This is a genomic window from Neorhizobium sp. T25_13, assembly GCF_002968675.1.
GTDB classification, from domain to species: Bacteria; Pseudomonadota; Alphaproteobacteria; order Rhizobiales; family Rhizobiaceae; genus Neorhizobium; species Neorhizobium tomejilense.
This window is the reverse complement of sequence record NZ_PVBI01000027.1, coordinates 17,965-33,475: the sequence shown is the minus strand read 5'-3', so window position 1 is coordinate 33,475 and position 15,511 is coordinate 17,965. Positions and strand designations below refer to the sequence as shown.

Below are 15,511 nucleotides of genomic sequence, written 5' to 3'. Positions count from 1 at the left end.
CCTGGCTGCGGCCGCGCCCTCGCAGACATGAGCCGCAGATTGAAATCTCCATAGCCTCCGACTGTGGCCCGCGGGTTCCTTCCTCGGGGACTTTCGTACGCCTGCCGGCGCCCGAAACTCTTCACGGGAGCGGACTGGCAGCTTCTTGAGAGCGACGCTGGGAAAGCAGCCATACTGAATGCGTTGTGACCGACGACGTTTTGCCGAGCCCTGGCCAACCATTCGAGCTTGCGTGCGCGATGCAGGTCCGGTGACAGAACCTCAACCAGATCAGCCTTGTCCGCTTCCCTGCTTGCGTCGCCCGTCTTCCGACGGAAAAGGGGAGCGCTAAACCAGCCCCAGGTCTCGAGCCTTGTTCGCAGCCTCCAAACGAGAGCTGGCGGCCAGTTTCCCCAGCACGGCGGAGACGTGGTGGTCCACAGTCTTGGCGGAGATTGCCAACTCCCGCGCAATGGCCTTGTTGCTGCGGCTTTGGGCAATCAGCGCCAGAACCTGCATCTCGCGCTGTGTGAGGCCGAGCGGATTTTCCGTCGTGCTCCGGCCGGGTCCGCGCGCGGGAACAACCGCGCGTGGGGCCTGAGCACGGCTTTCCCTTTCGATCACGGCGGTTGCACCGAGGCTGCGCAAAACGGACAGCGCGGCCATGCGCTCCGCTGGCGTCCCGTCGAGCAGCAGCAGCGCCCGCTCGAACGGCATGTCCGCGGAGGCCAAGGGAGCAATCTCGTTTGCGTCGGGGAGGATGCTGTTCAGTTTCGCGTGCCAGAAGATCAGCTCCGGATAGAGCTTGCGGTTGGGCATGAGCTCAATGGACTCCTGCAACAGGGCGAGCGCTTCCCGTTGCCCGTGGCCGGCGATCCAGGCGGCTTCCGCCCGCACCACAGCATAGGCGGCGAGCCGCTGGAACTCGCGGCCGCGGACCAGATACTGGTCCAGTTGTTGAAGCAGGGCGCTGGCGTTGTCGCCCCGCCGGATGCGGAGGCGCGCCAGGGTCAGGCCGGCGGGAAACCGGGACAGCGGCGTCGCAGATGGATTGTCGAGGACCGAAAGCGCGATTGCCGCCGCTTCGTCCCAGCGGCCGAGCCGGAGAGCCAGTTCACCCTGCCATGCCCTCATATAGTCCCGCCATGTGTCTAGATCGCGCTCGACACAGTAGGCCACGCCGACCGACAAGGCCCGCTCGGCCTCGGCATAGGCAAACCAGTTGATCAACAGGCAGCCGAGATTGCAGTAGGCGCGCGCGGCATGCTCCTGCAGATCGTCCGCCAGCGCCATCTCCAGGCTTGCCGTCAGCCCCGTTTGGGCGGCGTCGAGATCCTGCCACTGTCGCACATATCCCATATTGTTGAGAGCGTGGCAGACGATGTCGCTGCGCCCGATCGAGGCGGCCAGGGCAACGGCCGCCTTTCCGGTGCGCAGGCATTCCTCGACGCGATCCGCCAGCGTGGAGAGCTGCGACTGGTTGGAGAGGGCCATTGCCAGCTCGCCACCCGGCGGTTGGGCGGAAAGCAGTCGCACGGCCGCCGCTGCATGAAGCTCGGCAGCCACACGGTCGCCGTTGAGGTAGTTGAAACGCGAAATCCATCGCAGGCAGTCGCCCACCTTGAGCAGGTCGCCCTGCTGTTCGTACCGGTGACGTGCGTCCTCGGCCTTCACCAATGCTTCGTCCATGCGGCCGAGCAGATAGAGTTCGATGCCAAGCGCCATCGACAACTCGGCAAAATCGGGGAGGGTATTGCCGCCGAGGCCGCTCAGCAGCGCCGAAAGCATTTCGGCCGCCTCGCGATGCGACCCGAGCGCCGAGGCTTCCGCCGCAGCAGCAGGCGCGAGGCGTCGAACCACGGTTGGCTCATGGGCTTGCCGCGCATGATGCACAAGCCGCACAGCCGGGATGTCGGCGGTCTCGCTCAGCGCGGCAAGAACCTTGCCGTTGATCGAACGCCGAGCGCCCTCCGGCAGCGCGGTCTCGATGGCGCGGCGAGCGATCTCGTGGCGGAACTGCAGATGGTCGCCCGTCTCCGTCAGCAGTCCCGCCGCGACGGCCTCGCGGATATTGGGCGCTGCATCCGCTCCAAGCAGGTCCATCAGGATCGAGAGTTCCGCCCGGCGCGGAAATACCGCCGCGGTATCGAGCGTCTCCCTCGCGCCGGGCGAAAGCCGTTCCGCGCGGCGAAGCACGGCGTCACTCACACTGCCTGGCAGCGCTTCGGCATTCCCCGCCTCGATTACCTCGCTGGTGAAGAAGGCATTACCTTCGGTTGCGCGAAACACGGCGGCGGCATCGAGGCCGGCTTCGGCCGCAAGGCGCGCAACTGCTGCTTCGCTGAGCAGCGGAACCTCCACACGACACACGGTTCCCGTGGGGATTTCGCCGAGCGCCTGCCGGAGCCGCCTCTGCCCCTCGGTCGCCTCATTGCGTGCGGTGAGCACCACGAGGATATTGGTGCCTGCAATCCGCCGCCCGAGAAACCGGATAAGGTCCAGCGTTGCGTCGTCGGCCCAATGCACATCCTCGATGATCAGCACGGTCGGCCGGTCGGCCGCGCTCAACCGATGCAGCAATTCGGAGAAGAGCTGCAGGCGCGAACCGCCATGTGCGGTGATGGCAAGGTCGAGCCTTGTCACGCGGACCAGGTCATAGAGGGGCCCGAGCGGTTCGGGAATGGAAAGGTCCTCGCAGGCGCTGCGCAAGACATTTGCGCGATCCCCGATCTTGCGAACGAAAGCATCGACCAGACTTGTCTTGCCAACGCCGGCTTCTCCGACCAGCGCAACGATGCAGCCCTCTGCCGCCCGGGCACGGCCAAGCAACTGCATCATGCGCTCGATATGGTCCTCGCGTTCCAGAAGCAAAGGCAAACTCCGGTGACCGGGAAAGCATAGTCGATCGGGCTACCCAAAAATAGGGAATCTAGCGCCCGCGCATGGGGAATTCCGCCGATGCGCCCGCCATTTTGGTGGCGCAGTCTCGGCATGTCGCCTCAACGCAAGGAGCTTCGAAATGCCTCGTTATCTCGTCGAAAGAACGTTCCCCGATGGTCTTGCCATTCCCGTCGATGCCACTGGCATCGAAGCCTGCGGACTGGTCGTCTCCCGAAACGGCGAAGACGGCGTCACCTGGGTGCATTCATATGTCTCGCCCGACAAGACGCGGACCTTCTGCATCTACGACGCCGCCTCGCCCGAAGCGATCCGAAGCGCCGCCAAGCGTAACGGCCTGCCGGTTGACAAGATCACCGAAGTTCGGGTGCTCGATCCCTATTTCTACAACTGACTTCGGCCAGCGGACTGACAATCGGCGTCAGTTCGCGGCGTCACGCGTGATGCGGGGAGGCCGAAACGGACCCCTCGATTACCGGGTAAGACTCTCGAGGACCGGGGTCGTTCACGTTCCATGCTCTATTCATCGAGTGCCGCACCTTCGAAAGCCGTTCCTCATGAACAGCGTCACAGGCCCGGCAGCCGGTTCAAGTTGAGCGGGCGGGCACGCCAGCACAAAAAGGAGTGGCCCATCTGTGACTAGGACTGGCGAACTAACGTTGTAGTAGACTGGAAATGGCGCGCCATTTCAGTACAAAACGGTGAACGCCGACGGTTGCCCACTCGAAGCGGCCACCAGTACCTTCTGGCCGAAGGGGCCGTACCGGCCATTCTGGTGGCAGGGATTCGAAACAGTCAATGACGCCAGTTGGTAGTTCGAAGTGGGCTACATAATTTTGCGAGAGGGCGACTGAAGTGCCCCCCATTTCTACCACCCCCGGTGCTGACGTCACGTTCGACTAATCGAATGTCCGCTTTGAGGCATTCGCTAATGATGCCGAACGGCCGGAATAGGGCGCATTCCTTCCGCAAGATTCGTCGCTCCATGGCCAAAACACTCAGCTTCCAAGCTAAGCTGGGAAGTCTTCACGCCATCTCAAGGTGAGAGGATTCCATTCCCTGCGCGATAAGCGGCGCGGGAGACTTCGAATGCGGGTGGGAAGCGTTAAGTCGCCGAGCCACGATATCGTGGTTGAGCCACAGGACGGGACCGGAGGGTTCGGAAGATTCGCCAAAAATTAGCTCCCCGGTTGCCTTCACAACGAGACCGCTCAGGAGGTCGCTGATCATCAACTTGCTATCCCGATGCATCTGGGTGATCTCGTTGGACGTGCCGATGGTCAAATCGGCCTGTGCCTGGCTGTTTGCCATGGGCCATGCCGAAAAGTCATAGAACGGACGCATAACCTCGCTGGCCTGCATGTCGGTGATCTTCCGGAAAACATCCTTCATGGTTAAGCCGTCTGCCAGAAGCTGCTGGCAGGCCTGCCACTGTTCGTCTGCCCATGGGCCACCGTTTTCTTTCTTCAACGCAAGCAGCAGCGGTATCAGGGGCAGCTCGATACCCGTGAACACATCGGACGAGTTGGTCCGGATTTCGGGACAGTTATAGACAGTCGCCTTGATCCCTGTCGCCCAGGCTTCCTCTGCAATGCCTTCGAGCCGCATCTTCGCATAACCCTGGGTGTAGTTGGTGTAGGTCTGCCAACGATAGCTTCCGTCAATGAGGACCGCCGATCCGTGGTAACCATAGGCCGTATATCGTATTTGACCGCCCGAAGCCTCCACGCGCTCGCGGATCGCCGCGCTGAAATCAATGAGATGGCGAAAGGTGCTTGCGGAGACGTCGTCAAAATTCTGCAGGATGAGTTTTCCCATGTCACTGTCGAGCAAGGTCTGCGACGACATGTGGCGGGCTCCGGTCCCCTTGTAGATTCGATTGGCGACGACCAAGAATACCTTCGCCTTCGGAATGCCCCCGGCCATTGTGTGGGCGAAGAAAACATTGCGGCCAGCGGCGATCATTCCGTCGAGAACGGTCATGACTTTTGAAAGCGACTCCGTAAAACGCGCAGTGGCGATGTCGCGGCATTGCCCGACATAGTCCCAGTCGAGCTTGTCGTGTTCCCAGCTCTCAAGCGTCATCTTTGCCAGGAAATCGGTGGGAGTTGGGCCGTCTGCGGGCGCATCGAGATCGAAACCCGCCATAAGAGGTATGTTGATGATCCTGCCGCCCAGCCGGGCCTCCGCCGAAGACAGTTCCTCGGCGTCGAGCGGCCGCAGCGCGTTGTTCTCGTCGCGCCGCCCGACGGTGATCCCCACAATCTCCATTCCAGCCCGTCTGGCTTCCTCGAGCAAGCCGGTGGCGTATCCGCGGCCGAACAGTTCGCCGAAGAGCACGAAAACATCGCCTTTACGGAAGACCGTGTTCTCGGAAAGACGATTCAGTGCAACCGGATTTTCCATGCTGTCAGCTCTTTGATTCGTTGTCGTCGAGCAATGGCTCATACGAGCTTTCACAAAGACATGACCGCACTGGCATAAAATGGGAACTCATTTTCGATGACCGTTCATTTCAAAACGTGAAGTCGGCCTCTGTTGTTCCTACAATGCGGTGAAATGCCGAGGCCGTTGGAGATCGGGGCGCCGATACCGAAACGAGTTCGCTGAAAACGCTCGTCCTACGGATGCTTGCGAGGCTATTGACGCTGTCAGCCAGCACCCTTGCAGGTGCGTTCGATCGCCAACATCATGGCGTCGATGGAGGTAATCGACATCATGCAGCAGCAGTTTGTAGCTGCGGCCCAGAACGATCTGATGGCGAAGATCGCCTCTTCCGAAGGACGAGGGTTGGTTAGGAACGGTACCATATCCTTCGACAACAAAAAACTCCCGGAGCGATTGCTGCGGGAGTTTTGTAATATTTGGTTGCGGGGGCACGCAACCAACGATTCCTGCAGCTGGTCGAGTGCGAGATACAAAGACTGGCAGCCTAAACCCCCATAAATGTCTGCGAAATAATGCTCCGATAGAGATCGCTTATAATTTAGGGCGAGGTTCCCCGATAAGAGGCTTTTCGAGCTGTATCGAGTAGCCGCAACGATAGCGGAGGCCCCGCGCCACCTTCCTGCTCTCGTTAAGCGTAATAGATGCGAGATGCATCGCCACGTGCGACCGCTCCGAGTTGGCTGCGGTTGCATCACAACTTCGGAAAATTACCAAATTCTGGGCTCACCCCTCCGATCGTGAAGATCAGTCCAATCAATATCGAATCTTGAAGATCGAGTTCTTCAAAACCTGCCGATCTATAGAACAATTCCATTCTCATTCGTTTTTTTGAGCCGCTCGTCGGTGAACGGACAAACAGCGAATTCCCGCGCGACGAGCGCAGACGGCTGTTCCGCCGCCAGTGTTCGACAAGCTCTTCCCTGGTGACACCCTCCGGAAATCGACCGCACGAATGCTCGGCGGCACATAATTCGGTACTGCTGAGATCACTTAGCTGGCGCCTCAAATGCATCCATCGGCATATTCAGCCGAACACAGAATTGAAATACTCGCATATCGATCCGTTAGCCTACGGTGACCCGCACTAGAGAATTGCGTGATCACAGCATTGTATGACCTTCGATCGATGGAAGCAGCATGCTTCCTGATGGAACGAGTCAGATGAACTCTCGACCAATCCGCCATTTGCAGGAACGCGTACGCACGTTTACGTGGACTTCAACCCGAGCGATGTTCAGGATAGCAATTATCCTGGCGCTCGCCCTTGCTTCAATTTGCGTCATTGTTTCCCACTACTTGATCAACGCTTTAGGGAAAGGGCATCAATCCGGATTTGCCGCGGTTGGCAAAGGTGCTTCGTTTTTTGCGGAACACGCCGGGCCAACTGGTGTCAAACTCGCTCAGATTATATCGGCCCGACGAGACCTCTTCGATCCTCGTTGCTTGGCTCCCCTAGAGCGGTTGTGTGACACAGCTAATGTTCCTTCGAAAAGAGAGGTGCTGAGGACGTTCCGAAGCGCGTTTCCGAATGAACCGGGGGAGCGTCTGCTCGAGATTGATTGTGAGCCTATCGCGTCTGGAAGTGTTTCGTTCGTTTTACGCGCCAGAACAATACGAAACGAAGACATCGCCATCAAGTTTCTCAGAAAAAATGTAAAAGAGAAGATTCTTATCGATATCGCTATATCCCGGCTCATCATAAAACTAGTCAGTATATTTCCGGCAACAAAAAGCGTTCCTCTGGAGGAAATATTCAATTCCTTCAGTTCAATACTTATTGAACAATGTGACATGCGAATAGAAGCAAGAAATATGATCGATTTAAGCCCCCTGCTGGAAATACGGATCCCTATCTTGCACGACGATCTGATCGAAGAAACTTCACTTGGGATGGAATACATAAATATCAGAAGTCGAATTTCGTCCGAGGAAATACCAGATTCTGACTTCAGATCGTACGCGCTATTTGTGTTGAGAGAAGTCTACAACATGGTCTTCGTGCACGGCATCATCCATGGAGATATTCATCCCGGAAACGTAGTGCTAGACGATAGAAATAACGTGGTTTTGATTGATTTTGGACTGGTAGTTCGAATAAATCAGATCGACAGAAGAAGATTAAGGTGCCTTTTTTTTGGAGTAATTACTGGTGATTTTAAGCTTGTCTCTTCTGTTATCTTAGAGAGTGCTAGCTCTATCCCAAGAGAAATCAATACCACTCTGTTTGAAGCATCAGTTGAAAGGCTCGTTTCCACCGTTCGGGGCGTAACAGTCGGAGATTTCCTTGTCACTGAGTTTGCGTACAAGCTATTCGAGATACAAAGACGCTTTGGGCTCCGTGGAGCACCCAGTTTCGCAAACGCGATTTGGGTACTTGCAATGTACGAAGGTCTCGTTCGTGCTCGATTTCCGTCACTGGCATTCCAGAGCGAAGCTCTGAGCATCCTCATGAAACCTTATCACAATCAGTCACGAAGCGTACTGAGATAGAAAGGACAGAGTCATGCCTAGTACCTACGCACCACAGATTTCGATGAGCGGACGTCCACGAACCGCAATGCCTGCGGCAGCAACTCTCCGCAAGTCAAGAACCGCTAATCTTGGAAAGTTTAGCATAAACACAATTGACAAGGTCGTTGATTTCGATCTTCCGCAAGAGTTTTCGAAACACAAAGTGATGGTGCACGGCTTTGTTCCGAAAGGTTGGAAAACAGACGCCCTTTGGGAGCTTGAACCTGGGAAGCGTACTGGCAGTTGGTCTTATTCCCGCGCCCAGGAAAGGAATATTGTCGAGGGTTTGAGCTACATTTCCGTTCAAGACAGAGCGTCAGGGAGGACGGTGGCTTCGGTGCAAATCGAACCAGATCAGGCCGTTGCGCCCAAATTTGAGAACTTTGTAACAATAACGGCCATGGCCGGTCAGTGTGCGGCTATGATGACGATCTTCGGCCAGTTCGAGGACGTAGAAATGAAGATGGAGCCAGCCCAGGTGATAATTGCCAGAAGCGCGGCTGTAACTCGATCGGATGGTCTTCGCGAGCAGGAAATTGGTTGTGCAATACGTGTGGGAGGAGCCGAAATTCAAGGACTGGGAAAAGTGCAGATTGGAATGTTCGGTGCCCAAAATCCTGGCAAGATCACCTCAATGAGCCCGAACACAGATTTTCCCGCTCGCATGAGCCTAGACGTTGGAAAATCATATATTACTCCTGTAGGGGATTTTTATCGTGATAACGAAGTTTTCCTCGCTGAAGGCATACAAATGTTTCCGCCCTTTGGCGTCAAGTTTAATCCGGTGGAACCAATTGCTCCTCTCCGCAACGCTCAAACTGGGCATATTATCGGACAGATAAAGCTGGGCTGGCTAGTTCCTCTGTGCTATTTAGACCCAGGCGAAACTGAATTTCCCTCCAAGGCAATATCAAATGCCAAGTTTGAGGAAGAGCCCTGAGGGCGATTCGCGTTATCGAGCTGAACGGAAGGTCAAATATGCAATTTGGCCACATTGAACTCTTTGCCAGTAACCTGCACAGCTCGAAGACATTCTACGAGCTGTTAGGTTGGGAAGTGACGCAGGCGTCAGATAGCTGCGTTTGGCTACGAATGGGCGGGAGCGAACTGCTACTCCGACGCGGATCGCCCACTAATCGCTCAACTGAGTATAAAGACACCGCCATCGCGCTCGTATTGTATTGCGACGAGCTGCCGCAACAAATCGAGAAGCTGAGCGCTCAGGGTATTTACCCTTCGGGAAACGATGGCTCTATCAATGAGCCAACCTTCAAAGACCCCGATGGATATTGGATCCAGATCGTCAATCCGGCAGACTTTACGTGATTTGCATTGCAAAGAGCCAGCTGGCTTTCAAAAAATCTTAGCCCCCACAGCACCGTTGCGTGCCGAATTCGCTAGGTAGGCTCGTAAGAACAAGCACGCCTACCTAGTCATAAAAGAGCAAAGCGCGTCCCTCATCTCTTTCGGCGGCGATACGGCGACCAGCAACCCACCTTGAGTTCGCATGCAGCCAATTTCCTGGAAACCACGCGCCGCTAGCTGTCCAGGAACACTGCCACGCATCATGAAATAGTCAAAATCGAGGCCGATGCGGTGTTGCTCAATATACGCGAGACGCATTCGCATCTCGACCTCGTCAAAGGCACGAAGTTCCGCAAGATACTCACAAGACACCTTACGGGTCACAAGCCTCAAATCTCTACCGAGTTCATCCAGAATACTTGGCACGTAATTCTTCAAGAACATTTCCCGGCATCGCCCTTGCCACGACACATGCCTCGAAAAATAGACATTTCCGACTACGTTCGTTTCCTCAAATGACACCACGTGGCGGTGCAAAAAGGCAGGTCTTTTGTCTCCAAGACCCTCATTCGCCTCTTGCGTCCTTTGAGGCTGAGTTCTTTCCCAGACGTTCATGCTATCACCTCGGCTTGCATCTTTGTTTGCCTCGTACCGTCATTCTTTGCCCTGCACGATCCACCCAATGCAATCGCTATCCCAACCGGGTGCAAGAGGCGGCTAATCACGATCGGCGCTCCCGAATCGGCGCCGTCACCGGTCAAAGTAAAAGGACGCGGATCGCCAAGCTTCCTTCGCACTTCCGCTTCGGCCCATTCCGCTGCCGAGAGGCGCTGCCCCGCAACATCCGGATAGTGCGCATCAAGCGCGGCAAGGTCGCAAGCGACCGGCCTCAATCCATAGATAGCAAGGCTTGTATCCGTGCAGTGGCTGAGATTCACGAATCCCTCGCCAGAAGCGAGCATCGGTTTCCCATCCGCCCGATGAACAACGTCACATTTCAGCCCTAGTGCTTCAATCGCCCGACACCGGCGCTCCGACCGGGACATCCCCGCGTTCGATATCAAGCTCAGCCGTATGGCATCGTCACCTAGTTCCTCTCGCGCCAGGCGCTCGAGATAGGCACTGCAGAGGCTCGGGACTGTTGCCAGGAGTGGGACGACATCGAGTGAGTCGACTGCTTTGAATTGAGCATCCAGCCAGCTAGCGACTGGGTTTCCGTGAACGTCAAACAATATGACGTCGAAGGAATAGATATCACCGGCAGTCCAGTTTTCTCGGCCAACTAGCCTGCAACCCGTGGTCGCGCGCTCTGTCAATACTACGCTTGCGATCGAAAGCGGGAGGACCCGGCGATGCGGAATTGTTGTTTGCAGGACGTGCAGCGCCGCATCAGCAATTCCTGGATTGATGAGAATTAAGGTACTAGATTCGAAAGCACCAAACCAGTTTGCGACAACCGCCTCAGCCAGATCCGCCTCAACAACTCGCGACGTGCATTGGTTTAACCTCGCGATGCGACGAAACCGCTCTCCTTGGAATAGCAGGGGGCCATATAATTCGTCAGTTGATCCACCGTCGCCGCTCGCGGCGGTAGGGCCGGGGTTCACGGCTTCGACGCCCACGTGTTCTGCCGCATACTTGAAACATGCTGTGAAGTACGGCGCTTGGAAATCGTCTTCCTCAGTGAACACTGCGGCCTCGACCTGTTTATCATCGGTGCGGAGAGCTGCGACGCGTATTTTCAATACCCCTCGGGTGAGGACGATCGGTCGATGGAAAATGACGTCGCTCAGTCTCTGCGTGAACCGATCTCCGGCCAGCGCAACAACCACTTGTGCCATCGCCTCCAGCCCAATTACTCCTGGCAGGATGGGATGTCCTCCAAGACAATGATCTGTAAGATAAGGGTCACGCCCGAGATTGAGTTCTGTCTCCGCGACCAGCTCGGTTCCCGGAAAATCGACTAGGATGCGATCGGCAAATCTTAGCGGTTGTCTAGTTAGGCCCCCAAGTTCAAGGCCAGGGGGCGGCCCAAAACGGCCGGTTATCGCAATTGTACCCCTGGAGCCTGAAGCAACGTGCTGCTCGAAGGTCGCGAGTGCAAGGTCAAAAGGAAGAGCATCAACCCCTTTGCCTTCCAATCTTTCCACAGTGCCGAGGCGCTCTCCCATGCCAGCTCCGCTCCAGACGGTCCATTCAAACGATATGCAACTGCAAGAGGGATGAGATCGCGCGAATTCTTCAACAATCTCGCTCTGCAAAGCATTCGCCAGCGCATAGTGGCACTCACCTTCGAGACCAATCCGACCGATAACAGATCCAAAAGCGATCAGCCTGTTCAGCGCCCCACCAAAACAATCGAGCAGAACTGATAGCCCCGTCACTTTTGGGGCAAGAGTAGCCCTAATGATGTCGCCAGATAGAGAGCTGAAACGCATTGGTTCATTGACCGCAGGTGCAAATGCCACAACACTCGGTGTCAGGGCTGACATATCAAGGTATTGCGAGAGCCGCATTACCTCGGATCGATCTGTGACATCGCACTGCTGGTACGTTGCGTCGATCTGACGCTCGAGGGCAAGGGTCAATGTAGCGCTCACTCCGGCGTCGCTCGGATCGCTGCGTCCGACAAAAATAAGCTTGGCGCCACGTTCCGCGAGCTTGAACGCACATTCGGCGCCAATTCCACGATGGCAACCCACTGCAAGGATTATATCAGCAGCTACCGGCATACCAACCGCGCAACTGCCATCAAAGGGCAGCCGCTCGAATACCGGCGACTCGATGGTGGATGCGATCCCTAGGCGGCTTTCGGAGAACCCAGGGAGACGGCGATCCAAAATGCTGCCAATTCGTCCATCCTCGACATTCTGACCGTTGCGATCAATTAACAATATCGTTTCAAATACCGCTTCTTGATAAATTGAGCGGAGCAGAGCAGAGATCGGCAGGCGGTCATGCACGACCGCAAGGTGTTTTAGTCCCACCCTCGCCATACGTTGCAAGGACGAGATTAAACGAACGCTTTCGTCGGCTCCAAGTTTCCCTGCCAGCGTTAGCAGCAGCCCATGCTCAGAGGTCGTCATTCTTTGGGTCAGGTCGGGGTCGGGCGACCAAACGATAGCGCTGCCGCCCCGCGGCGGCAGTTCACGTACTTGCCAGTTGACACGATAGGGTGCAGCCCATCGCCTGATGCCAGTGACACGCCGGTGATCGTTGCCACCACCATCAAATTCCGACAATTCCGTCAATTGAGCAGCTAAGAAGGCAGGCGTCGCTTCGGCAAAGTCGGTCGGACTGCTCATTGTCGGCAGTCCCACTTGCCGGCAAACGGTAACAACAATTCTTGTAACCGCAAGAGAGTTTAGATGTAGATCGGATTGAAACCTTGCGCTGGAACTGATTGCCGACGTGGGCAACCCCGTCTCTTCCGACACAACTCTGAGCGTGGTCTCGAGCAGCATCTCCTGAGATAGAACTCGCTCTGAGGTCGGTGTCTGTCGCCGAAGCTCATTTTGATCGGCGTCGTGAACAGGTAGAACCGGGACTACCGTCGCAATGTCCTTCGGTTTGACTAGTGTCCCACACGGGTTGCAAAGAAGCGCTATTGGTTTACTGCCTTGATAGTCTCGGATGCCGCGCTCGCCGAACAGTTCGTCACAATTGAGTTCATGCCCGGCGGCAAAAGCGGCTGAGAGAACCTCCAGCATAGAAGAAAGGTCGTCAGACTGGGAATCGACGGTCAGAGCACGCAGACCATGAGCTGTCGCAAGCCGCGTTAGTGCAGAGCCAGGGCCGACTTCAATTATGAGCTCCGAGCGCCTCGCTATTTCGTCGAGCGCCGCCACAAATCTCACCGGCCCAGTGAGTTGTTGGAGCAATTTTGCTGCAATGGGAGTAGCAGAACCTATAACTCCTCCATCAACGCTGGATATCACTGACCTCGACGGAACGGTGAAAGCCACAGTACTCAGAGCCGCGCGAAACGGGTCCTCTGCTGGAGCCATGTCCGGGCTATGGAACGCGTGCGAAACCCGAAGCATCTGAAAATCTACTTGAGCTCGCCGCGCCCGATCAACTAGCTGGGAAATCGCTGCTTCGCAGCCTGCTATCACGGTCTCGCGCCGACCATTGATGCAGGCGACATTGCACGCCAACCCAGCAGCGAGCTGTTCACAATCGCGCGTGTCAAGTTGAAGGCGAAGCATGGACCCGCCCACCTTGCCATAGCGAGCCATGATTGCGCCGCGCTGCACCGCGAGCCTGAGCGTGTCGACGCGGTCCAGGGTCCCACTCCAGCTGAGAGCCGCCAGTTCACCCAAGCTGTGACCGGCTGCAGCAGCCGCTGTAATCCCAAACCGATCCAGCACGGACAGAGCCGCCAAATTAGCATAAGTGATGGCTGGCTGCGCGATCGCAGTATCAATTGCACCCGGCTCAATCTCAACCGACAAGGCATCCGCTAGCGGGTGCAAGAAGGGAAAGCGTTGCAACCACACCGACGACGGTTTTCGCACGGGAGCCGACTGACCTGAAAACAAGTAACCGATCGGCTTTGCTTCGCGCCCGGAGCCGAAAAAGAGATGTGGGGAAGGGTTTGGAGCAATCTCCCCCTTAGACAAGTGCTCGAGTGCTTGATCGAGCCGTTGGCACAACTGGTCTGCGTCGCGGGCGACAAAGCCGAGCCGAACAGGCCCATACGCGGGGTTGCGGGCCAGCATTGCTGCCATGTCCCCGAGCGCGGCGAGCGAAAGTTTCGGAGCAGCGGAACGCTGTGCACCCAGCTGAGCTTGCATTGAATCAGCGTCGGCTGCGTGGAACAGGAATAACTCAGCACCCTGCTCACCACGTATTTTCGGCATAGCGAATACTGCGGGCGCTCCTCGGGACTCCGGCGCTTCTAAAACCGCGTGGAGGTTAATACCACCGAAGCCAAAGCTCGATACTGCCGCGAGAGGCTGATGCCCATCATTGTACATACTAGTCTGCCTGATTGTGAGAACGCGGTCGTCAGTTTCGCTAAACACTGGGTGAGGTACTTCGCAGCCGACGTGCGGCGGTAGGATTCCATGTTTAAGCGACAGTACGGTCTTGATGAGCCCGGCAAATCCCGCGGCAGCTTTGGTATGACCAATATTCGCTTTGATCGAGCCGATTGCCAAGGGTTCCCTCGCTCCTTCGCGGAGCACGGCGAGCGCTGCGACCTCCGTCGGGTCTCCAACCTGGGTTCCAGTTCCGTGTGCCTCAACGTAAGCTAGATCGCGTGGATCAGTATTTGCCATTTCATGCGCGCGGCGATACGCGAGCAACTGCCCATCTCTATCGGGACGAGTTAGACCGCCTGCACCATCAGTGGACATGCCCCATCCTCGAATAATGCCAAGTACGGGGGCTTCGATGTGGCGGGCGTCTTTTAAGCGCATGAGCACGCTAAAGGCCCCCCCTTCCCCTGGCCAGAAGCCGTCAGATCTCGCGTCAAACACGCGCATTCTCGTGCTTGACAACGCGCCATTGCGGGAGAAACCGACCAGCTCGAACGGATCAAGAGACAAATCCACTGCACCTGTAATCACCGCATCGACTGCATTACTCCGGAGAAGGTCAGCAGCATTGGCGATTGCAAGAAGTGAGGAGGAACAGGCGCCATCGACGGTAAAGGCTCCTCCTTTGAGATCGAAATAATTCGCTATCCTTCCGGCGATCGTATTGGCAAGACCGCCGGCAAGCGAGTCCTCATTAGGTTCTGGGAACCGGGATTTGAGCAACCGAGTGAATTCGCTTCGTATCTGTGTCACCTCGTCTGGACGCGTTCCAACCGTCCTCAATGCGTCATTCAGCAGCTCGTCAAGGAAAGGCTGGCGCAAACGAAGGAGTGTCGCCCGGCTAAACTCACCTGTCAGTGTATTTGCGACGACGACCGCTGTCCGCGCCCGGTTAAGACGTTCGACGCCACCCAAGGAGTCAATTGCTTCAGATGCGAGTTGAAGTGCCAGCCAGTGCGTGAGATCCGTGTTCTCGAATGCCCCTTTCGGGATGAGGAACGCGTCGCGAGGAAAATGCCAGTTAGTTAGCAAGCCAGCAAGCACGGGAGTGATGGAGTCTGCTAGGCCGATAATGTCCTGCGCGTACGCACTAAGCGAAAGTCTTTCGGGGGGGATCGACCGGAATGAGCGGCGGCCATCCATCACATTTGCCCACAACTCTGCCGGCGTGTTCGCGTCTGGATAACGACAAGAAAGCGAACAGATAGCAATCGCTTCTCGAACGTTCATTTACTCTCCTCGACTTTCCTGCCATTCGGCAATTTGAGGATTCCCGGTGCAATGGGCCGAATCACTGAAGCCAAGTCTGTCGAACAGCTCCAAGGTGT

The 15,511-nt window shown here is 56.6% G+C and carries 9 protein-coding genes; 4 read left to right on the top strand and 5 right to left on the bottom strand.

Annotated elements, in window-relative coordinates; translation table 11 throughout:
• Window positions 1-327: 327 nt before the first annotated feature.
• Window positions 328-2,850, bottom strand: coding sequence for an AAA family ATPase (locus tag C5J22_RS30055; protein ID WP_105441244.1), 2,523 nt, complete (start codon window positions 2,848-2,850; stop codon window positions 328-330).
• Window positions 2,851-2,998: 148 nt separating this feature from the next.
• Between C5J22_RS30055 and C5J22_RS30050 the strand changes: the two genes are divergently transcribed.
• On the top strand, window positions 2,999-3,271 hold the full coding sequence (locus tag C5J22_RS30050; RefSeq protein ID WP_105441243.1) for a DUF4242 domain-containing protein: 273 nt from the start codon (window positions 2,999-3,001) through the stop codon (window positions 3,269-3,271).
• A 632-nt stretch (window positions 3,272-3,903) separates the two neighbouring features.
• Here C5J22_RS30050 and C5J22_RS30045 read toward each other — a convergent pair.
• Both C5J22_RS30045 and C5J22_RS31430 read right to left on the bottom strand, forming a co-directional pair.
• On the bottom strand, window positions 3,904-5,283 hold the full coding sequence (locus tag C5J22_RS30045; RefSeq protein ID WP_105441242.1) for a hypothetical protein: 1,380 nt from the start codon (window positions 5,281-5,283) through the stop codon (window positions 3,904-3,906).
• Window positions 5,284-5,528: 245 nt separating this feature from the next.
• Window positions 5,529-5,699 carry a hypothetical protein gene (locus C5J22_RS31430; protein WP_172746833.1) on the bottom strand — a complete coding sequence of 57 codons (171 nt, stop codon included), beginning with the start codon at window positions 5,697-5,699 and terminating at the stop codon, window positions 5,529-5,531.
• Between the two features lie 787 nt (window positions 5,700-6,486).
• On the opposite strand from C5J22_RS31430, the gene C5J22_RS30035 reads away from it, so the two are divergent.
• Genes C5J22_RS30035 through C5J22_RS30025 form a run of 3 tightly spaced genes read left to right on the top strand, consistent with a single transcriptional unit; the run spans window position 6,487 to window position 9,162 of the window.
• Window positions 6,487-7,815 carry an AarF/UbiB family protein gene (locus C5J22_RS30035; RefSeq protein ID WP_172746832.1) on the top strand — a complete coding sequence of 443 codons (1,329 nt, stop codon included), beginning with the start codon at window positions 6,487-6,489 and terminating at the stop codon, window positions 7,813-7,815.
• Window positions 7,816-7,828: 13 nt separating this feature from the next.
• Window positions 7,829-8,776 (top strand): hypothetical protein, encoded by a 948-nt coding sequence (locus tag C5J22_RS30030; RefSeq protein WP_172746831.1) that lies wholly within the window; start codon window positions 7,829-7,831, stop codon window positions 8,774-8,776.
• A 38-nt stretch (window positions 8,777-8,814) separates the two neighbouring features.
• The gene (locus tag C5J22_RS30025) at window positions 8,815-9,162 is read left to right on the top strand and encodes a VOC family protein (RefSeq protein WP_105441238.1); all 348 of its coding nucleotides are present in this window, start codon (window positions 8,815-8,817) and stop codon (window positions 9,160-9,162) included.
• A 99-nt stretch (window positions 9,163-9,261) separates the two neighbouring features.
• On the opposite strand, the gene C5J22_RS30020 is transcribed toward C5J22_RS30025, so the two are convergent.
• Both C5J22_RS30020 and C5J22_RS30015 read right to left on the bottom strand, forming a co-directional pair.
• Window positions 9,262-9,756, bottom strand: a complete 495-nt coding sequence (locus C5J22_RS30020; protein ID WP_172746830.1) for a thioesterase family protein — start codon at window positions 9,754-9,756, stop codon at window positions 9,262-9,264.
• Window positions 9,753-15,413, bottom strand: coding sequence for a type I polyketide synthase (locus C5J22_RS30015; RefSeq protein ID WP_105441237.1), 5,661 nt, complete (start codon window positions 15,411-15,413; stop codon window positions 9,753-9,755). The genes C5J22_RS30020 and C5J22_RS30015 overlap by 4 nt, the downstream gene beginning before the upstream one ends.
• Between the last annotated feature and the right edge of the window lie 98 nt (window positions 15,414-15,511).